Source organism: Halomonas sp. DQ26W (assembly GCF_003339685.1).
Classification (GTDB): domain Bacteria; phylum Pseudomonadota; class Gammaproteobacteria; order Pseudomonadales; family Halomonadaceae; genus Halomonas.
Map to the genome: position 1 here is coordinate 100,735 of NZ_QPKI01000006.1, position 19,415 is coordinate 120,149.

Below are 19,415 nucleotides of genomic sequence, written 5' to 3' on the forward strand. Positions count from 1 at the left end.
TCAGAGCGAATGAAATTGGCCGAAAGACCGGATCTCGTAGTAGATCAGCGTTAAGTCCGACAGGCTCCTAAAACATGCCCAGCTCGAGCTTCGCCTCGTCGCTCATCATCTCACGGCTCCAGGGTGGATCGAAGATGATTTCCGTGTGTACCTTGCTGATCTGTGGGGCGCCGAGGATCTTGTTGCGAGCATCTGCGGCGATCACGTCACCCATACCGCAGCCTGGCGCGGTTAGGGTCATGCGGATAGTGACGAGGCGCTCACCGCTGATCAGCCGCTCGATGCGACACCCGTATACCAGCCCCAGGTCGACGATATTGACCGGGATCTCGGGATCAAAGCAGGTGCGCAGCTGATCCCATACGAACTGTTCGATCGCCTCCTCCGTGGCATCTTCGGGCAGTGTCGGTCGCGGCAGGGCCTCCAGACCCAGGGCGTCGAGGTTGGCACCCTCGATCAGGTACAACCGGCCTTCGTAGCCCAGGCTTACCGAGCTACCCTTGGCCTGCATCACGCTGACGATGCTGTCCTCGGGCAAAGTGATGGTCTTGCCGAACGGGATGGAAATCGCCGCCACGTCCCGTTGCAACGGCAATGTCTTCCCCCGCTCCAGGCGGGCTAACTGTTCGATATCGCTCATGCTCAGCGCACCATCCCTACGACCCGCTCCAGGGCATCAACGAAAGAGTCGACCTCTTCCAGGGTGTTGTAGACGGCAAAGGAGGCACGGCAGGTGGCATCGACACCGAACCGGGCCAGCAGCGGCTGAGCGCAGTGATTTCCTGTGCGGATCGCCACGCCCAACTGATCGATCAGCAGCGCGATATCCTGGGAATGGGCGCCATCGACAACGAATGAGAGCACGCCGGCCTTGTCGGGGGCGGTGCCGAGCAGCCTCAGCCCATCAATACGCGAGACCCCCGCGGTGGCACGTGCCAGCAACTCGGCTTCCCATACCCCGATACGCGCAAGCCCCACGCCGCTGACCCAGTCGAGCGCCACGCCAAGCGCGATGACCTCGGCAATGGCCGGAGTACCTGCCTCGAACTTGTGGGGGATATCGGCGAAGGTGGTGGGCACGTCGAAGGAGACGCTCTTGATCATCTCGCCGCCGCCCTGCCAAGGCGGCATCGCCTCCAGCAGTTCGGCCTTGCCGTAGAGCACGCCGGCGCCGGTGGGGCCGTAGACCTTGTGACCCGAAAAGGCGTAGAAGTCGGCATCGATACCGCGCACGTCCACCGCCTGGTGCGGCGTCGCTTGAGCACCGTCGATGAGGATCCGGGCATCATGGTCATGGGCAATGGTCGACATCTCGCGCACCGGATTGATGGTGCCGAAGGCATTGGAGACATGGTTCACCGCCACCAGCCGCGTGCGCTCGGTGAAGAGCGTGCAGTAGGCATCGAGATCCAGCACCCCGCGCTCGTCCACCGGGATCACCTTGACGACGATGCCTAGCTGGTCGGCGAGAAGCTGCCAGGGCACGATATTGGAGTGGTGCTCGAGCAGCGACACCAGCACCTCGTCGCCCGGCTCGAGGTTGGCCCGGCCCCAGCTGTTGGCCACCAGGTTGATTGCCTCGGTGGTGCCGCGGGTAAAGATGATCTCGCGCCGATCGGCTGCATTGAGAAAGGCACGCACCGTCTCACGCGAGCCCTCGTAGGCTGCCGTGGCCTCGTCGGCCAGGGTGTGCAGCCCGCGATGGATGTTGGCGTTGAAGCGGCCGTAGTAGTCGCGAAAGGTATCGATAACGCACAGAGGCGTCTGGCTGGTGGCGGCATTGTCGAAATAGATCAGCGGCCTGCCATGAACCTGCCGCTCTAGAATCGGAAATTGCGCACGTATCCCGGCCACATCCAGGGCCGGGGTCTCAAGCACGTGATCGGTGGCCAGCAGATTCATGGTTGACTCCTCGACTCAGTCGTCATGCAACGACATGGCGGCTTCCACCAGCCCGGAAAGATTGAAGCGCTCCGGCAGCTTGCCGGCCACCACCAGCTCGACCCGCTCGGCAACGGCTTCGAGCTCCACACGCTCCATCACTTCCCCGGCGAAGGCCAGCGTCAGCAGCCCACGGGCCGTCTGCTCGTCAATGCCACGCGTGCGCAAGGCGAAAACCGCCTCCTCATCGAGCTGTCCGGTCGTGGCGCCGTGGGAGCACTTGACGTCATCGGCGTAGATTTCGAGCTCGGGCTTGGTATCGATCTCGGCACGGTCGGAGAGCAGCAGGTTGGCGTTGCTCTGATGGGCCTCGATCTTCTGGCTGTCGCGCTTGACGATCACCTTACCGTTGAATACGCCACGCGCCCGGTCGTCGAGAATGCCCTTGTAATTCTCGTTGGAAAACGTGAGCGGTGCGTTGTGGTTGGCCAGGGTATGGTTGTCCACGTGCTGGCGCCCCTGGGCGTAGAATAGGCCGTTGAAATTGGCCTCGGCACCCTTGCCATTGAGGTCGACCACCAGGTCGTTGCGCACCAGGCTGCCACCCAGGTTCAGGTTAAACGAGGTATAGCGGCTGTCCCGTCCCTGCTCGACATGAATGCTGGCAACGTGCAGGTCTTTGAGTGGCGCCTCCTGCAGCTTGTAGTGGGTGAATATTGCGCCGCGGTCGAGCAGAACCTCGTCCACCAGGTTGGTGAAGTTGGCCGCCTCGGTCTCACCGATGTGATGCTCGATCAGCGTCGCCTGGCTGCGGGCACCGGCTTCGATCAGCACCCGCGGGTGGCTCATCACCGGCTGCGCATTGGCACGGGAAAGAAACTGCAGGAAAATCGGCTTTTCCACCACGCTGCCTGGCGCCAGGCGCACCACGGCGCCCTCCTCCATGAAGGCGGTGTTGAGCGCCGAGAAAGGCGAAAATTCAACGCCGGTCAGGCGCCCCAGCGTGCCGCCCACGGCTTCGTGATTGTCGGCCAGCGCCTGGGAGAGCGGCATTACCGCGACCCCGGCCGGCAGCTCACCGAGGTCGGAGAGTGCCGCGGCGAAGACGCCATCGACAAAGGTCAGCCGGTGCGCGTCGATGGGCAACGTCAGCGCCGCGGCACAGGCCTGCGAGAAGTCGGCACTGTCGGTCAGGGCAAAGTCGCCCCTGGCGATGGCACGCACGTCGGTGTACTTCCACGCCTCGACGCGGCGGTCGGGAAAGCCTAGCGCCTCGAAGCGTGCGGCTCCGGCCTGGCGCCGTGCGGCGATCCAGGTCGGTTCCGGGCCGTGGGCCTGGCGCCTGGCTTCGGTACGCTCGGCCAGGCGATCGAGAAAGGTCTGAACATCGCTCATGCAGCGGACTCCTCCTCCACCCAGTCATAGCCCCGGGATTCGAGCTCCTTGGCCAGCTCCTTGTCGCCGCTCTTGGCGATGCGACCATCGACCAACACATGGACGCGATCCGGAATGATGTAGTCGAGCAGGCGCTGATAGTGGGTCACTAACAGGATGCCGCGATCGGCAGCGCGCAGGCTGTTGACCCCGTCGGCCACTATCCGCATGGCATCGATATCGAGGCCGGAGTCGATCTCGTCGAGCATGGCCAGCTTGGGCTGCAGCACCAGCATCTGCAGGATCTCGTTGCGCTTCTTCTCGCCGCCGGAGAAGCCCTCGTTGACGGCACGCTGCAGGAAGCTGGCGTCCATCTTCATCTCGGCGATCTTCGACTTGATCAGCTTCATGAACTCCGGCGCCGGCATGTCGCCCTGGCCGTTTGCCGCACGCTGGGCATTGAGCGCCGCCTTGAGCAGATAGATGTTCTTGACCCCGGGTATCTCCACCGGGTACTGGAAGCCTAGCAGCATGCCAGCCAGGGCCCGCTCCTCGATCTCCATCTCGAGTACGTCCTGGCCTTCGAAGGTGATCGTGCCACTGGTCACCTCATAGCCCTCCTTGCCGGCGATCACCGCCGACAGGGTCGACTTGCCGGCCCCGTTAGGGCCCATGATGGCGTGAACCTCACCGGCATTGACGGTCAGGCTGAGGCCCTTGAGGATTTCCTTGCCTTCGACCGTAACGTGCAGATCCTTGACTTCGAGCATCTTGAATACCTTTTCGATTCTGGCGAGCCGCCCGGGCGGCTTGCATAACTGATTTGGTTTCCAACCCGCACTAGACACGTCATGAGCGAGCGCAATAGCGTCTAGCCAACGGCACCTTCAAGGGTCACGTTCAGCAGCGCCTCGGCCTCCACGGCGAACTCCATCGGCAACTCCTGGAACACGTCCTTGCAGAAGCCGTTGACGATCATGCTCACCGCATCCTCCTCGGAGATACCGCGGCTCTGGCAGTAGAACAGCTGGTCCTCGCCGATCTTCGAGGTGGTCGCCTCGTGCTCCACGGTAGCCGTGCTGTTGCCGATCTCCTGATAGGGAAAGGTATGCGCGCCGCACTGGTCACCGATCAGCAGCGAGTCGCACTGGGTGAAGTTGCGCGCACCCTTGGCCCTCGGGCCGATCTTGACCAGCCCACGGTAGGACTGGTTGCTGCGGCCGGCGGAGATGCCCTTGGAGACGATGTAGGAGCGCGTACCCTCGCCGATATGGATCATCTTGGTGCCGGTGTCGGCCTGCTGGCGGCCGTTGGTCACCGCCACCGAGTAGAACTCGCCGATGCTGTCCTTTCCGCGCAGCACGCAGGAGGGATACTTCCAGGTGATGGCGGAACCGGTCTCGACCTGGGTCCAACTGATGCGCGAGCGGTCGCCGCGACAGTCGCCGCGCTTGGTCACGAAGTTGTAGATGCCGCCCTTGCCGTCCTCGTCACCCGGATACCAGTTCTGTACCGTGGAGTACTTGATGTAGGCGTCCTCGAGGGCCACCAGCTCGACCACGGCGGCGTGCAGCTGGTTCTCGTCACGCTGCGGCGCGGTACAGCCTTCCAGGTAGGAAACCTGGGCGCGGTTCTCGCAGATGATCAGCGTGCGCTCGAACTGGCCGGTATTGGCCGCGTTGATGCGGAAATAGGTGGAGAGCTCCATCGGGCAGGTCACGCCTTCCGGCACGAAGACGAAGGAGCCATCGGTGAAGACGGCCGAGTTCAGCGCGGCGAAGTAGTTGTCGGCCACCGGCACCACCGTACCCAGGTACTGCTTGATCAGCTCCGGGTAGTCGCGAATCGCCTCAGAGATGGAGCAGAAGATCACGCCCGCCTCGCCCAGCTTCTCCTTGAAGGTGGTAGTCACCGACACGGAATCGAACACCGCATCCACCGCCACGCCGGCCAGCGCAGCCCGCTCATGCAGCGGAATGCCCAGCTTCTCGTAAGTCTCGAGCAGTTTAGGATCGACCTCGTCGAGGCTCTGGGGGCGGTCTTCGGGGCGTTTCGGCGCACTGAAGTAGGAAATCGCCTGGTAGTCGATGGCCGGATAATCCAGGTGCGCCCACGAGGGTGGCGTCATCTTGAGCCATTGATGGTAGGCCTTCAGGCGCCACTCCAGCATCCACTCCGGCTCCCCCTTCCTCTGGGAAATGAAGGCAATGGTACCTTCATCGAGTCCCGGCGGGATGGTATCGCTCTCGATATCCGTGACGAAGCCTTCCTTGTATTCGCGACGGACAAGCTGTTCCATTTCCTGACTTGCCATGATGGTTCCCCTCCCGGGCGGTTGGGTCGGCGAGCAACGTGCCCGCTCGGGTAATGTGTTCGGTGGCTTGCGCGTCTCAGGCCGAGTCGGCGGCCAGACTGATACTCTGTATGGGCAGCTGTACCGGCAGCTTGATCGGCGAGGTGTCTGCCAGGTGCGCCAGTGTCACGCTGTCGAGCAAGGTGCGTACCGCCAGCGAAACCCGCTGCCAGTTGTCGGACACACCGCAGGTGGCAAGCAGGTCGCAGTCGCCATCCACATGACTGCACTCGGTCATCGCCACCGGCCCCTCGATGGCGGTAATGATGTCGCGGGCCGTGATGCGCGACGCCGGACGCGCCAGCGAATAGCCGCCCTGCGCGCCACGGCGGGATTCCAGTAGCCCCGCACGCACCAGCATCTTCAATGTCTTGCTCACGGTCGGGTGGGGCAATTGCACCGCCTCGGCCAGGTCGGCCGCCGCGTGGGACCGCTCCGGGTGACGGGCGATCTGTGCCATTACCACCGCGGCATAGTCGGTCAACCGAGAAAGCTTGAGCATGCCTGACTCCTCACGATTTGCCGCCAAGCCCTCTGCGAGCTCCGCATTCAATTGGGGACCATTTTAGTCCTGTATGGATTCGATGTGAAGTCCCCTCTGCCCGTTAGAACCGGACAAGCGGCAAGATCGACACCGACCGACTGGCTAATGATAGTCATTACTATTTAAAGAGTGCATTGGAGAACCTCGCCATGATGAATTGGTGTTCAACATGGCCAACTCCGACAGGCTGCTAGACTGAACGAAGGTGAAGGTCAGCGAAACGCTAGCGGCAAGTCGCTGCTGGGAGATTCTATGAAGAAGGGTGCAACTGTTACGAACTGCAACGCTGGGGTGGCGCGCCTTGCCGGCAGCCTGCTGGTTGCCGTGACACTGATGCAGCACGTTCAGGCTGGAGAGAGACAAATCATCATCGGCACGGCCAGTTCGACCGGGGTCTATCACATCACCGGCCAGGCATTCTGTCGCCTGATCGAGGGTCCCTGCCATGCCCGCCCGTCGGAGGGCTCGGTAGCCAATCTACACCACGTTCGTCGTGGCGAAGTCCCGATCGCACTGGCCCAATCGGACCAGCAGTACTATGCCATCGAGGGGCGGGAAAACTTCGCCGATGCCGGTCCGGACGATTCGTTGCGCGCCCTGTTCTCGGTGCACAGTGAACCCTTCACCCTGGTGGTACGCCGGGAAGCCGGCATACAAGGGTTCGACGACCTGGAGCAGCGCGCGGTGAACATCGGCAACCCCGGTTCCGGGCAGCGAGCCACCATGCTGCAACTGATGGCGGCCAGGGGCTGGACACTGGACGATTTCGCCCTGGTCAATGAACTGCCGGCCGATCAGCAGTCACTGGAGCTGTGTCACGGCAATATCGATGCCATGGTCTATACCGTGGGTCATCCTGACTTAACGATTCGCCAGGCCGTCGATCTATGCAACGCCGCCGTGGTGGGTGTCGAGGGGGATTTCGTCGAGGCCCTGGTGGCCGAGGCGCCCTACTACAGCCTGGCCGAAATACCCGCCGGGCTCTACTACCCCGAGCAGCCGGAAGTGAAGACCTTCGGCGTCCGCGCTACCGTCGTGGCCAGCGAAGCCACCGATCCGCACCAGGTCTACACCCTGGTAGCCGCCGTGTTCGACAATTTCGAGCGCTTTACCGCTTTTCATCCCGCCTACTCGGTGCTCGAGCCCGAGCGAATGATCAAGGAGGGGCTCTCGGCCCCGCTACACGAGGGCGCCCTGCGCTACTACCGCGAGCAAGGCTGGATCGAGGATGAAGCCAGCGGCGAAGGAAATGACGAGGCCGAGGAGGCGGAGACCAACGCTGCGACGGACTAGCAGCCTAGCGCTTACACCTTCTTGACGAGCATAGACTTCAGCTCCATAGATGAGAGCATCGACTTTGCAATCAAGGTCATGACCCCCTAAGACCGGTCAAATGTTTTTTCCCTTGTTGCCGACTACCGGAGAAGTGCCCTTGTGCGACTCCAGAGCTACCAGCCAAACCGGGCACATGGAATGGATGAATGGTTAGACACAGACAGTGTGGCCCAGCTCTACTGACGAACATGGATAATATTTCCCAGAATCAAGGAAACTATTAGCCGCCCCAGCCAAGGAATAACGATAAGTTACACTGATGAGGCAAGGACATGGGCATCTTGAAGCTCGACCGCATAGACCGCACGCTGCTTGAAGCCCTGCAGCAAGACGCCCGCCTGACCACCGCTGAGCTGGCGGAACGCGTCAATCTATCGCCCTCCCCCTGCGCCAGACGCATTCGAAGACTCGAGCAGCACGGCCTGATCACCCGCTATCGCGCCGAGTTGGACAGGGAGCGTCTGGGCCTGGACGTCATCATCTTCGTACAAGTACGCCTCAGCCAGCACCAGGACGCGCTGGTCGAACAGTTCGAAGCCGCTGTCAGAGAAATGCCGGAAGTCATCAACTGCCACACCATTTCCGGTGCCTTCGACTATCTGCTGCAGGTGGTTACCGCCGATCTGCGCGGCTTTGAGGGATGGGTAAGACGACTGCAGCAGCTACCCATGGTAGACAGCGTGGACAGCAGCTTTGCCATGCGCGCCGTCAAGGAAAACGGGGCGCTGCCCTTGCCCACCCCCCCCGCTGACGCGAGACCGGGTCGTCATGATCACCCATGACAACGTCGCCAGCGATGACGTCGGCACCTTCGAGCACCTGGGCATACTGCCACGCTCCCAGCGGGACAGCCTGCCGCTATGCCTGGCGGCTACGACTGGTTGACCATACCCCTGCCCGCTCAGCCGTCGTCATCTTCCTCGGAATAGAAATCCAGATCCTCCAGTCGCCCCAGTACGGCCGTGGCGATATTGGCCAGGTGCGCGGCAACGCGCTTGTAGTGTCGGGCCAGCAGTGAGTAAGCCACCGCCTCGTGAAACTCGATCTGGCGCTCGTCACGAAACAGCTCCTCGATCAAGCGATCGCTGCGCTGACGCACTTCCACAGCCTTGGAGAGCGCCTGGCGGGCCTGCTGCTCGTCCGAATTCCGCGTCGCCTTGATGACCTTGTCGAACATGCCGCCCATCTCGAGCGCCATGTTATCGAGCGGCTCCTGGTACTTGGGCACATGGAAGCCTTCGCTATAAAAATGCCCCACCTCGAAGACGTTCTTGCAGTAGTCTCCGATGCGTTCGGCATCCTTGGCCACACTCATCAGGGCCAGGCAAACAGCGACATCATGCCCCGGATTGACGGTCAGGTGGCGCAGCACCTTGCGGCGAATCGAGCGCTCCAATTCATTGATCGCCCGATCACGGTCATAGAGTGGCTGGCGCACCTCATCGGCCGATGCCTTGCTGTGCAGGACCTCGTTGGCGCGGTCGAACATCCAGGCTCCATGCTGGAGCATCTGGGTCAGGTCCTCGAACGCCAGACTGAGAGTGTTTTCCGAAGTCAGGGCGCTGTATAGCTGTCGAAACATGGCAGAAATCTCCTGAGCCGTCGCGTTCAGCGCAGGCTAGTAAACAGTTCGGTGGCGCCGATTCCCAGCAGCGGTATCACCAGGAATACGCCAATCAGGAAGACGAAGGCGTAGCGGGTCTGGCGCGCCGCCAGCCGGCCGTACCAGATGGCAATCCGCAGCGGGATATAGCGCAGCGGGTACCAGATGGCGGTGCCGGTCAGATTGAAGATGACATGGAACAGAGCCACGGTCATCGCGGCGGCCACGGGATTCGCCGTGGCCGCCAGCACGCTGGTGACCGTAGTGCCCAGGTTGGCCCCCATCATGAAGGGCAGCACGCGACGCAGGCGAACGACACCGGCGCCGGCCAGCGGTACCATCAGGCTGCTGGTGATGGTGCTGGACTGGACCAGTATGGTGGAGACCAGGCCGACACCGTAGGCACGTACATCGCTGCGGAAGAAATAGGTACGAAACAAACCATCCATATGGCGCAACAATGCGCCACGCAGATTCTGCACCATGAAGATCAGCGCACCGAACATCAACAGTATGCCAAGACCGGCCACCAGCAGCCCCTGGGAAACCGGGGTCGTCGTCAAAAAGGAAGCCACACCATTGGCGGCATCCACCACCGGCGCGGTGATCACCTTGATCGGGCTGTTGGGTCGCGCCACTTCCTCCAGGCCGATCAGCTCGGCCAGCCAGCCCGCCACCCGGGTAAAAATCCCCCTTCCGGCCTCATGGAAGAGCCCGCTGATGAACTCCAGGGGAAAGACGATCGCCACGGTAAGGATATTGAAGAAGTCATGCATCAATGCCGCCGTGAACGAGCGCCGGAAATTGCGTTTGATGCGCACATTGGCCAGCGCCACGATCACCCCGGTGACCGCCGTGCCAATATTGGCCCCCATGATGGCGAACACCGCCGTGCCCAGCGTCATCTCACCACTGGCGACCAGCGTCACGATGAGCGCCGAGGTGAAGGACGAGCTCTGCACGATCATGGTGACCAGCACGCCGGCCAACAGGGCGATGAAAGGGTTCTCGCCGTAGGCGAAGAGCTGGGTCAGGAAATCGCTGGCCCTGCCGAACGTTCCCAGCCCAGAGCCGAGCACGTTCAGGGCCGCAAGGAAGAAGTACAGACAGATACCGGCATAGATGCCGCGCAGCCAGGCCGGTACCTCACGGATATGCTCGCGGGTAAGAGCTGCCCGGTTCGTGTCGGGCGAAGAGCGGTCTGATTTCGACATGAAAAGGCCGTTGTGAGGTTACACGTTCAAGATGACGGGTGTGTGACACCCACGTTACTGTTCGCGCACGGTAACCGGGACATGTGACAGTTTCATGACAGCCGGGCACATCGCCCTCGCCGGCATGCGATCACCTACCAGTACGGTGCGCTATTTCCCGACATCTTCGTTCCAGAGTTCGGGCGATGCCTCGATGAAATCGGTCATCATTTCGATGCAGGCCGGCGTCTGCAGGACCTCGACGTCGACTCCCCGGGAGCGCAGCAACGCCTCCTCGCCCATGAAGGTCAGGTTCTCGCCGACGACCACCCGGGGGATGCCGTAGAGCAGTATGGCGCCGCTACACATCGGGCAGGGTGACAGCGTCGTATAGAGCACGCAATCCCGATACACTGATGACGGCTGGCGCCCCGCATTCTCCAGAGCATCCATCTCGCCGTGCAGCACCGTGCTGCCCGACTGCACCCGCCGGTTATGGCCCCGCCCCAGAATGCGTCCACGATAGACCAGCACCGAGCCGATGGGGATACCCCCCTCCGCCAGGCCCTGGCGTGCTTCATCCAGGGCAGCTTGCATATACTTATCCATGGAAAGCTGACTCCAAGTCCATGAGAAGGGAAAGCGCCGACACCGACGTGACCATAGCAAAACAGCGACGACTCTGCGCGGCGACCGGCCGGTGAAGCAAAGTGTGTAATGCCCTGCCCGACCAGACGCATCGCGATGACACAATGCCCCAGGGAGACCCAACATGCCCGATCAGACGACCCAAGCCCGTATCCTGGTGTTCGCCGGAAGCACCCGAGAAGCCTCCTACAACAAACGGCTGGCCCGTCTGGGTGCCCGACGCCTGGATGCGCTGGGCGCCCCGGCCACCTTCATCGACCTGCGCGACTATCCCCTGCCGCTCTACGAGGGTGACCTTGAGGCCGAGCATGGTCTGCCTGAAAACGCATTGGCGCTACGCAAGCTGCTGGCCGAGCACCGGGGCCTGCTGGTCGTCTCCCCCGAGTACAACGGCTTCATTACCCCGTTGATGAAGAACACCATCGACTGGATCTCGCGCCCCCATGCAGGCGAGAGCGGCCTTAAGCTATTTGCAGGCCGGGTCGCTGCGCTGCTCGCCGCCTCTCCCGGCGGGCTTGGCGGCATGCGCAGCCTGGCGCTGATGCGCCAGCTGCTGAGCAATATCGGGGTGACGGTACTACCCGACCAGTTGGCCGTGGCCAAGGCAGGCGATGCCTTCGACGACGACGGCTCCCTGACCGACGAGAGCCATCAACAGAAACTGGACGCCATCTGCCAGCGGCTGGTCGATACAACGAGGCTATTCGAACGGGCATGATCGCACCCGAGCGAAACCTTGCTCGAGCAGGCAAGCACCTACTCCCAGCGCCAGCCGTGACGCTGCCACCACTCCAGCGCGATCTGGCGGTTCTCGCGGTTCTCGCGGTTGGCACTTTCCGCCAGCACGGTACCCAATTGGACGAAGTCACCGCCCGTCTCCGCCAGGAGTACAGGGTCCTGGGTCGCCAGTTGGAGCGCGTAGAGCACCAGCATCAGCTCGTAGGGGTCGGCACTATCTATCAGGCTGAACAGCAGTGGCACGGCCGGCTCGCCGATCTGGCCCAGCCGCTCCGCCGCGATATACCAGACCCGCGGATGCTCGTCGCCGCCATAGGTGTCGATGAACCGCCGATCCGCCAGCCGGCTGATGTAGTAATGCGCTTTATCCTCTTCGGTGACGAACAAGGGCGGTAGCCAGTACCGGTCTCCCCGTGTCGTGCCGTTTGGCGGCTGCTCGGCTTGAGCGGGAGGCGGCGGCACCTCGGCCTGTGGTGGCGCCTGCACTTCCGCCGGGCGCGGCTCGGAACGCCCGGCACAGCCGGCTGTCAGCAGGATGACCAGCAGAACCAGGCCGGTGAAAAGCGTGCGTGTTGCCATAGTGCCCAGCCTCCATCGATCGGCGCTTAATAAACGGAACCCTTCACGACCCATCCTTCCAGCGCGGCAGGAAATAGGGACAAATTCAGAAAAATTCTATCGCGGTCGCGGAAGACGGCACAGCTCCCCTCCGGCATGCGCTGTCACACAAGATTCATCAAACCCTCGGCTTTTGTCACCGAAGTGTCATCCACTCTCCCTATAGTCGCAGCCATCGGTCATCGAGAGGGTGATCGAAAGTGGTCATCTGGCCATCAACGCTGTGAAATAGGGGGAACCACCATGAAACTGAAGGCTCTGGCTGCTGCCGTTATCGGCGCCTCTTTTGTCTCCACCGCCGCCATGGCGGATCGCGTCGATCCCAATCTGCCCGAGTATGAGGCCGTGAGCGGCATCTCCGGCAACATGACAAGCATCGGCTCCGATACCCTGAACAATCTGATGACCCTGTGGGCGGAAGAATTCGCGGGCGTCTATCCGAACATCAATATCCAGATCCAGGGCGCCGGTTCCAGCACCGCGCCAACTGCGTTGACCGAAGGCACCGCCCAGTTCGGCCCCATGAGCCGTGAGATGCGCACTTCCGAAGTGCAGGCCTTCGAGGATCGCTACGGCTATCCGCCGACCATGGTGCCGGTGGCCATCGACGCCCTGGCCATCTATGTCAACCAGGACAACCCTCTGGAAAGTATCACTCTGCCCCAGGTCGATGCCATCTTCTCCGATACTCGCCGCTGCGGCTATGACGAGGACATCACCCGCTGGGGACAGCTGGGCATGGACGGCAGCTGGGCGAACCGCGACTTTACCCTCTACAGCCGTAACGCCGTCTCCGGCACCTACGGCTTCTTCGCCGAGAACGCCCTGTGCGGCGGCGACTTCAAGGCCTCCATCAACGAACAGCCGGGCTCCGCCTCGGTGGTGCAGGGCGTCAGCGAGTCGATCAACGGCATCGGCTACTCCGGCATCGGCTACATCACCTCCCAGGTGCGTGCGGTGCCGGTGGCGCGTGACGAGGGTGAAGAAGCCTATACGGTGGATAACGAGAACTACCCGCTGGCCCGCTTCCTGTTCGTCTACGTGAACAAGCACCCCAACGAAGACCTGGCCCCGCAGCAGGCCGAATTTCTGCGCATGGTACTCTCCCGCCAGGGCCAGGAAGTGACCGCCCGCGATGGCTACATCCCGCTGCCCGAGACCGTGGCCAGCCGCGTGCGCGGCGAGCTGGGTATTGATTAAGCAAGCGTCTACCGTAACTGCGCGTCGACACCCGGGGGCAAGGCGAAGCGAGGGTTTTTTGCTAGGGATGGCAAAAGCAGCGCCCATGGAAGGATCCACAGCGCCCTCGTGAAGGCTTGGCGCCGGGGGTAGAGGCCGGATCAATCCTTTGGCTAAAAGCTTTTGATCGGGGACGCTTCGGCGTCCCCGAAAGTTTTTGGCCGCTGTCACAGGGTTGTCATGGAGGCGACTTACTCTTTGCCTAACTTTCCACTTGACGGGATTGCCCATCCGCCATGAATGACATGTCCCAACATTCCACGTCGGGTCAAGGCAGATCGCTACTGCCCACCCCTGAGCAGCGGGAGCGCCTGCGGCGCAAGCGCATGCTGAAGGACAACATTTCCCGCTATGGTATCGGCGCCGCCGGTATCGGGGTCGTGATCGCCCTTGGGATGATCTTCGTCTACCTATTCTCCGAGGTCATACCGCTCTTCAAGTCGGCCGAGGTTTCGGCCGAGCAGACCTATGCCATTCCCGGAGTGGGAAGCGGCGAGGCGCTTGAGCACCTGACCATTGACCGTCATGACACCCTGGGAGCAAGCTTTACCGACACGGGGCGCATCACCTTCTTCGACCTGGAGGGTGGCGACCTGCGCGCGTCGTTCGAGATGCCCCGGCCAGAGGGTGCGACGCGCTCGGCCTTTGCTACCGCTTTCGCCACCACCCGAGCCTTTGCCTACGGCTACGACAACGGCGACATCAGCCTCGGGCAGGTGGACTACGCCATCACCTATCCCGATAACCTTCGTCATATCGAGCCCGAGCTCAAATTTCCTCTTGGTGAGGAGCCCCTGACCCTGGACGAGAATGGTCGGGCCATCCAGGTGTTGGGCCTTCAGATCAGCGACCGCGGTATCTATGCGGCTGCCGAACTCGAGGAAGGCACCCTGATGGTGACCTCCTTCAATCGTCAAGAGAACATCATGACCGGGGAAGTGACCGTGAAGCAGACCACGGCCGAGTTGCCCGGCTTCGAGGGGCGCGCCCGTCAGATTCTGATCGACAATCGCTTTCGACATCTCTACGTCTCCGACGACGCCGGCTACATCCATCACTACGATATCGGCAACCTCAGTAATCCCCAGTATCGTGGGGCCGTTCAGGTCACCGAAAGCGGCTATGTGTCTGAGATGGTTCTTCTCAACGGCACCGTGTCGATCATCGCTGGCACCTCCGGCGGTCAGGTTCGCCAGTATTTCCCGGTTCGCGACGCCCAGAATCAGTATGACCTGGCCCATATTCGTGATTTCGCCCGCTACGACGCGCCGATCACCCATATCGCAGCGGAACACGCTCGCCGTGGCTTCCTGGTGGGCGACGAGCGGGGCAATCTGGGCATTCATCACTCGACTGCCAGCGCTGATGTCTTCGATGCGCCGATGACCGAAGGCCCCCTGGCGCGTATCGCCATCTCGCCAGTCAACTCGACGGCCCTGTTTGCCGATGAAAACAACCAGCTCCAGGTGGCCAGCGTCACCAACCAGCATCCCGGCATTTCCTTCTCTTCCCTTTGGCAGAAGGTCTGGTACGAGGGTAGCAGCCAGCCACGCTATGTGTGGCAATCCACCGCCGGTGGCGCGGAGTACGAGCCCAAGATGAGCCTGATGCCGCTAACTGTAGGTACTCTGAAGGCGGCCTTCTACGCCATGCTGTTCGCCACGCCCTTGGCGCTGATGGGAGCCATCTATACGGCCTACTTCATGTCGCCGAAACTGCGCGGCAAGGTCAAGCCCACCATCGAGGTGATGGAGGCACTGCCCACGGTCATCCTCGGTTTCCTCGCCGGCCTGTGGCTCGCCCCCTTCGTCGAGAACCGGCTGCCGGCGGTGTTCAGCATCTTGATCCTGATGCCGATTGCCATGCTGACCTTTGCCTATCTATGGAGCCGCCTGCCTGAGAAGCTGCGTACCGCAGTGCCCGATGGCTGGGAGGCAGTGATTCTAATGCCGATCATCGTGCTGGTGGGCTGGGCCTGTGTCACGGCGAGCCCGTACGTGGAGATCATGTTCTTCGATGGCAGCCTGCGCCAGTGGCTGACCGACAACGGCTTCACCTATGACCAGCGCAACGCCCTGGTGGTAGGTATCGCCATGGGTTTTGCGGTAATACCGACGATTTTTTCGATTGCCGAGGATGCGGTGTTCACCGTGCCCAGGCACCTCACCCAGGGTTCCCTGGCGTTGGGCGCCACCCGCTGGCAGACCGTGGTCGGCGTGGTACTGCCTACCGCCAGCGTCGGCATGTTCTCGGCGGTAATGATGGGCTTCGGTCGCGCGGTCGGGGAAACCATGATTGTGCTGATGGCCACCGGCAACAGCCCGATCATGAACTTCAATATCTTCGAGGGCATGCGCACCTTGTCAGCCAATATAGCGGTCGAGATGACGGAAGCCGCGGTGGGATCCAGCCACTTCCGCGTACTGTTCCTTGCTGCATTGGTCCTTCTGGGCATGACCTTCCTGGTCAATACGCTGGCCGAGATCATTCGTCAGCGCCTGCGCAAGCGCTACGGCAACCTCTGATACCGGGAGACTCTGATGAAACGTTGGTGGAAAAGCGGTGCCCCCTGGGTGTGGTTGAATGCCGGCGCAGTGGCGATCTCGGTCATCATGGTACTGGGGCTGATCGGCCTGATCGCCGTGCGCGGCCTCAGCCACTTTTACCCCACCGAGATCGTCGAATTCCAGGTCGGTGATCCTGAGCGGGGCCTCGGCCAGATGGTGATGGGCGAACACGTCCGCGCCGAAACCATACCGGTCCCCGTGGCGCGGGATGCAGGCATCGCAGTGCCTCCCGAGCTTGGCGACGACGGCCTGGTGACCCGGCACCTGATCAAGCAGGGCAACCGGGATGTGACGGGGCAGGATTTCGCCTGGTACGCCGAACTGCAGATGACGGAGTGGCAGGCACCCCCGGATGCCATGCGCCTGGAGCGTCGCGAGTGGGGCGACTTCTATGGCTATCCACTACGCGTGCTGGAGGACGGTGAGGTGGTCGCTGAGGGCGAGGGGCTATGGGAGGCGCTGCAGTCGCGGGTCGACCGCAGCAATACCCTGTTCCGGGAACTTCGCCAAATAGAGCGTAACGACGTGGGGGTGATCAGCTCGGAAATGGAGGAACTGCGCTTGCGGGAGCGGGCCCTGCAGCGTGATCTCAATATCGAACCCGACGCACTTCAGACACAGCTCGGTCAAATCCAGGTGCGTCAGTCCACCCTTCAGCAAGAATTCGAGGTGCTGCGTGGCGAAATTGACATCCTGCGCCGAGAGCTCTATCGCGACACCCTGGTAGCATCGGTCGTCGGCGGGCAGGAGGTCCAGATTCGCATCGGCGATATCGTGCGGGCCGTGCAGCCCAACAGCCTGTCTCTGACCGCCAAGGTGGTGGAGTATGGGCAGCAGTTCTGGGCCTTCGTCAGCGGCGAGCCCCGCGAAGCCAATACGGCGGGCGGCATCTTTCCGGCGATCTTCGGCACCGTGACCATGGTGCTGCTGATGTCGATGATCGTCAGCCCCTTCGGCGTGCTGGCCGCCATCTACCTGCGCGAGTATGCCAAGCAGGGGCCGCTTCTGCGCTTGATCCGCATCTCGGTCTACAACCTCGCCGGGGTGCCCTCCATCGTCTACGGTGTCTTCGGCCTGGGCTTCTTCATCTACACTCTGGGCGGCTCCATCGACCAGCTCTTCTACTCGGAGCGATTGCCCTCGCCCACCTTCGGTTCGCCGGCGCTGGTCTGGGCCTCGCTGACCCTGGCGTTGCTGACTCTGCCGGTGGTGATCGTCTCCACCGAGGAGGGGCTGGCGCGGATTCCTTCCTCGGTACGCCACGGCTCACTGGCACTGGGGGCGACCAAGTCCGAGACCCTTTGGAAGGTGGTAGTACCGCTGGCCACACCGGCGATGATGACCGGCATGATCCTGGCTATTGCCCGTGCCGCCGGCGAGGTGGCGCCGCTGATGCTGGTGGGCGTGGTCAAACTGGCACCGACCCTACCGGTGGATGGGACCTTCCCGTTCGTGCACCTGGACCGCCAGATCATGCACCTGGGCTTTCACATCTACGACGTCGGCTTCCAGAGCCCCAATGTCGAGGCCGCCCGCCCGCTGGTCTACGCCACGGCACTGGTGCTGGTGATCTTGATCGTGGTGCTCAACCTGACCGCGATCAGCATTCGCAACCGGCTGCGCGAGCGCTACCGCGCCGCCACCGACTGACGCCAAACGATAACCCATACGAGGCGAAACATGACGACCATGACGTCAGCCACGACCACCGCCAGCCATCGCGACGCGATGCAAGGCATGGGCAAGACCACCTTCCAGGTGCGTGATCTCAATCTGTTCTACGGCAAGGATCAGGCTTTGAAAGGGATCGATATAGATATACCGGCCAACAAAGTGACCGCCTTCATCGGTCCCTCCGGCTGCGGCAAGTCGACCCTGCTGCGCTGCTTCAACCGCATGAACGACCTGGTCGACATCTGCCGCATCGAAGGGCAGATTCTGCTCGACGGCAAGGACATCCATGCGCGCGGGGTCGACGTGGCGGAACTACGGCGCAAGGTGGGCATGGTATTTCAGAAGCCCAATCCCTTCCCCAAGTCGATCTACGAGAACGTCGCCTACGGCTTGCGCCTGCAAGGGGTCAACAACAAGTCTGTGCTCGACGAGGTGGTCGAACGCTCACTGCGCGGCGCCGCGCTGTGGGACGAGGTCAAGGACCGCCTCGGCGTCAATGCCTTCGGGCTGTCCGGCGGCCAGCAGCAGCGCCTGGTGATCGCCCGGGCCATCGCCATCGAGCCAGAAGTGATCCTGCTCGACGAGCCGGCCTCGGCGCTCGACCCGATTTCGACGCTGAAGATCGAGGAGCTGATCCACGAGCTGAAGGAGCAGTACACCATCCTGATCGTGACCCACAATATGCAGCAGGCGGCCCGAGTCTCCGACTACACCGCCTTCATGTACCTGGGGGACATGGTGGAATTCGGTGAAACCAACAAGATTTTCACCGAGCCGGAGAAGAAGCAGACCGAGGATTACATCACCGGACGCTATGGATGATGCCGGTATCTCACCATTATCGCGTTGACCGGGGTCGCTGAGACTAACCCACCTGGGGTGCGATAGCGCTGTCATCTTAATGACATGATATCGTGCTGTTATCGTCATCGACCCGCGACTGAGCTAGAGGCCCCGTATGACAGCCAAGACCGTTCTGATCGTCGATGATGAAGCGCCGATCCGCGAAATGATTGCCGTGGCCCTGGAAATGGCCGATTACCGCGTGCTCGAGGCCGACAACGCCCAGACCGCCCACGCCATGGTCGTCGACCACCAGCCCGACCTGCTGCTGCTCGACTGGATGATGCCCGGCACCAGCGGCATCGAGCTGGCCCGGCGCCTCAAGCGCGAGACCGCCACCAGCGAGCTGCCGATCATCCTGCTCACCGCCAAAAGCGAAGAAGAAAACAAGATCCTGGGGCTCGAGGCCGGCGCCGACGACTACATCACCAAGCCCTTCTCGCCACGGGAGCTGGTCGCCAGGCTCAAGGCCGTGCTGCGCCGCTCCACCCCCAAGGGCGTAGAAGACCTGGTCGAGGTCGAGGGGCTGCAGCTCGATCCGGTCAGCCACCGGGTCAGCGCCGACGGCAAGTTACTGGAAATCGGGCCTACCGAGTATCGCCTGCTGCAGTTCTTCATGACCCATCAGGAACGAGCCTATACCCGCAGCCAGCTGCTCGACCAGGTGTGGGGCGGCAATGTCTATGTCGAGGAGCGCACCGTGGACGTGCATATCCGTCGCCTGCGCAAGGCGCTGGGCGATGATCACCAGCATCTGGTCCAGACTGTGCGTGGCACCGGTTACCGTTTCTCCAACAAGGTCTGA

The 19,415-nt window shown here is 62.1% G+C and carries 18 protein-coding genes; 8 read left to right on the top strand and 10 right to left on the bottom strand.

The annotated features are described in order from the left end of the window. Positions 1-67: 67 nt before the first annotated feature. The 6 genes from sufT to DU490_RS04915 form a co-directional block, all read right to left on the bottom strand. Complete coding sequence (gene sufT, locus DU490_RS04890; RefSeq protein ID WP_114573209.1) at positions 68-640, bottom strand: putative Fe-S cluster assembly protein SufT; 573 nt, start codon at positions 638-640, stop codon at positions 68-70. Positions 641-642: 2 nt separating this feature from the next. Beyond that, entirely contained in the window at positions 643-1,902 is a 1,260-nt protein-coding gene (locus DU490_RS04895) for a cysteine desulfurase (protein WP_114573210.1), read from the bottom strand. Between the two features lie 15 nt (positions 1,903-1,917). Continuing rightward, positions 1,918-3,276 (bottom strand): Fe-S cluster assembly protein SufD, encoded by a 1,359-nt coding sequence (gene sufD / locus DU490_RS04900; RefSeq protein WP_114573211.1) that lies wholly within the window; start codon positions 3,274-3,276, stop codon positions 1,918-1,920. Then, positions 3,273-4,025, bottom strand: coding sequence for a Fe-S cluster assembly ATPase SufC (gene sufC, locus DU490_RS04905; RefSeq protein WP_114573212.1), 753 nt, complete (start codon positions 4,023-4,025; stop codon positions 3,273-3,275). The genes sufD and sufC overlap by 4 nt, the downstream gene beginning before the upstream one ends. A gap of 101 nt (positions 4,026-4,126) precedes the next feature. After that, a complete protein-coding gene (gene sufB / locus DU490_RS04910; RefSeq protein ID WP_114573213.1) occupies positions 4,127-5,569 on the bottom strand; it encodes a Fe-S cluster assembly protein SufB in 1,443 nt (480 codons plus the stop codon). Between the two features lie 76 nt (positions 5,570-5,645). Then, positions 5,646-6,110 carry an SUF system Fe-S cluster assembly regulator gene (locus tag DU490_RS04915; protein WP_114573214.1) on the bottom strand — a complete coding sequence of 155 codons (465 nt, stop codon included), beginning with the start codon at positions 6,108-6,110 and terminating at the stop codon, positions 5,646-5,648. Positions 6,111-6,404: 294 nt separating this feature from the next. Between DU490_RS04915 and DU490_RS04920 the strand changes: the two genes are divergently transcribed. Next, on the top strand, positions 6,405-7,445 hold the full coding sequence (locus DU490_RS04920) for a TAXI family TRAP transporter solute-binding subunit (protein ID WP_114573215.1): 1,041 nt from the start codon (positions 6,405-6,407) through the stop codon (positions 7,443-7,445). Between the two features lie 314 nt (positions 7,446-7,759). Beyond that, a complete protein-coding gene (locus DU490_RS04925) occupies positions 7,760-8,269 on the top strand; it encodes an Lrp/AsnC family transcriptional regulator (protein ID WP_114573216.1) in 510 nt (169 codons plus the stop codon). A gap of 119 nt (positions 8,270-8,388) precedes the next feature. Here the strand turns inward: DU490_RS04925 and DU490_RS04930 are convergent, their stop codons facing one another. The 3 genes from DU490_RS04930 to DU490_RS04940 form a co-directional block, all read right to left on the bottom strand. Beyond that, complete coding sequence (locus DU490_RS04930; RefSeq protein ID WP_114573217.1) at positions 8,389-9,069, bottom strand: PhoU domain-containing protein; 681 nt, start codon at positions 9,067-9,069, stop codon at positions 8,389-8,391. A 26-nt stretch (positions 9,070-9,095) separates the two neighbouring features. Continuing rightward, the gene (locus DU490_RS04935; RefSeq protein WP_258801297.1) at positions 9,096-10,304 is read right to left on the bottom strand and encodes a Na/Pi symporter; all 1,209 of its coding nucleotides are present in this window, start codon (positions 10,302-10,304) and stop codon (positions 9,096-9,098) included. Between the two features lie 150 nt (positions 10,305-10,454). Then, positions 10,455-10,892, bottom strand: a complete 438-nt coding sequence (locus DU490_RS04940) for a nucleoside deaminase (RefSeq protein WP_114573218.1) — start codon at positions 10,890-10,892, stop codon at positions 10,455-10,457. Positions 10,893-11,055: 163 nt separating this feature from the next. Here DU490_RS04940 and DU490_RS04945 point away from each other — a divergent pair, with 163 nt between their 5' ends. Next, positions 11,056-11,649: an NADPH-dependent FMN reductase gene (locus DU490_RS04945; RefSeq protein WP_114573219.1), complete on the top strand. Its 594-nt coding sequence runs from the start codon at positions 11,056-11,058 to the stop codon at positions 11,647-11,649. 38 nt (positions 11,650-11,687) lie between these two features. On the opposite strand, the gene DU490_RS04950 is transcribed toward DU490_RS04945, so the two are convergent. Further along, positions 11,688-12,248, bottom strand: coding sequence for a hypothetical protein (locus DU490_RS04950; RefSeq protein ID WP_114573220.1), 561 nt, complete (start codon positions 12,246-12,248; stop codon positions 11,688-11,690). Positions 12,249-12,530: 282 nt separating this feature from the next. Here DU490_RS04950 and DU490_RS04955 point away from each other — a divergent pair, with 282 nt between their 5' ends. The 5 genes from DU490_RS04955 to phoB all read left to right on the top strand — a co-directional run bounded on the left by DU490_RS04955 (position 12,531) and on the right by phoB (position 19,415). After that, the gene (locus DU490_RS04955) at positions 12,531-13,487 is read left to right on the top strand and encodes a PstS family phosphate ABC transporter substrate-binding protein (protein WP_114573221.1); all 957 of its coding nucleotides are present in this window, start codon (positions 12,531-12,533) and stop codon (positions 13,485-13,487) included. Positions 13,488-13,771: 284 nt separating this feature from the next. Continuing rightward, complete coding sequence (locus tag DU490_RS04960) at positions 13,772-16,051, top strand: ABC transporter permease subunit (RefSeq protein ID WP_181869965.1); 2,280 nt, start codon at positions 13,772-13,774, stop codon at positions 16,049-16,051. Positions 16,052-16,066: 15 nt separating this feature from the next. After that, positions 16,067-17,743 carry a phosphate ABC transporter permease PstA gene (gene pstA / locus DU490_RS04965; protein ID WP_114573222.1) on the top strand — a complete coding sequence of 559 codons (1,677 nt, stop codon included), beginning with the start codon at positions 16,067-16,069 and terminating at the stop codon, positions 17,741-17,743. A 78-nt stretch (positions 17,744-17,821) separates the two neighbouring features. Continuing rightward, positions 17,822-18,589 carry a phosphate ABC transporter ATP-binding protein PstB gene (gene pstB, locus DU490_RS04970; protein ID WP_258801314.1) on the top strand — a complete coding sequence of 256 codons (768 nt, stop codon included), beginning with the start codon at positions 17,822-17,824 and terminating at the stop codon, positions 18,587-18,589. A gap of 136 nt (positions 18,590-18,725) precedes the next feature. Continuing rightward, a complete protein-coding gene (gene phoB, locus DU490_RS04975) occupies positions 18,726-19,415 on the top strand; it encodes a phosphate regulon transcriptional regulator PhoB (RefSeq protein ID WP_114573224.1) in 690 nt (229 codons plus the stop codon).

Bases quoted from the DNA above. Each gene is read 5' to 3' on its own strand.
- DU490_RS04960 (WP_181869965.1), top strand. From the start codon at position 13,772: ATGTCCCAACATTCCACGTCGGGTCAAGGCAGATCGCTACTGCCCACC.
- DU490_RS04895 (WP_114573210.1), bottom strand. From the start codon at position 1,902: ATGAATCTGCTGGCCACCGATCACGTGCTTGAGACCCCGGCCCTGGAT.
- sufB (WP_114573213.1), bottom strand. From the start codon at position 5,569: ATGGCAAGTCAGGAAATGGAACAGCTTGTCCGTCGCGAATACAAGGAA.
- phoB (WP_114573224.1), top strand. From the start codon at position 18,726: ATGACAGCCAAGACCGTTCTGATCGTCGATGATGAAGCGCCGATCCGC.
- DU490_RS04940 (WP_114573218.1), bottom strand. From the start codon at position 10,892: ATGGATAAGTATATGCAAGCTGCCCTGGATGAAGCACGCCAGGGCCTG.
- pstB (WP_258801314.1), top strand. From the start codon at position 17,822: ATGCAAGGCATGGGCAAGACCACCTTCCAGGTGCGTGATCTCAATCTG.
- DU490_RS04925 (WP_114573216.1), top strand. From the start codon at position 7,760: ATGGGCATCTTGAAGCTCGACCGCATAGACCGCACGCTGCTTGAAGCC.
- sufT (WP_114573209.1), bottom strand. From the start codon at position 640: ATGAGCGATATCGAACAGTTAGCCCGCCTGGAGCGGGGGAAGACATTG.
- DU490_RS04955 (WP_114573221.1), top strand. From the start codon at position 12,531: ATGAAACTGAAGGCTCTGGCTGCTGCCGTTATCGGCGCCTCTTTTGTC.
- DU490_RS04930 (WP_114573217.1), bottom strand. From the start codon at position 9,069: ATGTTTCGACAGCTATACAGCGCCCTGACTTCGGAAAACACTCTCAGT.
- DU490_RS04920 (WP_114573215.1), top strand. From the start codon at position 6,405: ATGAAGAAGGGTGCAACTGTTACGAACTGCAACGCTGGGGTGGCGCGC.
- DU490_RS04950 (WP_114573220.1), bottom strand. From the start codon at position 12,248: ATGGCAACACGCACGCTTTTCACCGGCCTGGTTCTGCTGGTCATCCTG.
- pstA (WP_114573222.1), top strand. From the start codon at position 16,067: ATGAAACGTTGGTGGAAAAGCGGTGCCCCCTGGGTGTGGTTGAATGCC.
- DU490_RS04915 (WP_114573214.1), bottom strand. From the start codon at position 6,110: ATGCTCAAGCTTTCTCGGTTGACCGACTATGCCGCGGTGGTAATGGCA.
- DU490_RS04945 (WP_114573219.1), top strand. From the start codon at position 11,056: ATGCCCGATCAGACGACCCAAGCCCGTATCCTGGTGTTCGCCGGAAGC.
- sufC (WP_114573212.1), bottom strand. From the start codon at position 4,025: ATGCTCGAAGTCAAGGATCTGCACGTTACGGTCGAAGGCAAGGAAATC.
- sufD (WP_114573211.1), bottom strand. From the start codon at position 3,276: ATGAGCGATGTTCAGACCTTTCTCGATCGCCTGGCCGAGCGTACCGAA.
- DU490_RS04935 (WP_258801297.1), bottom strand. From the start codon at position 10,304: ATGTCGAAATCAGACCGCTCTTCGCCCGACACGAACCGGGCAGCTCTT.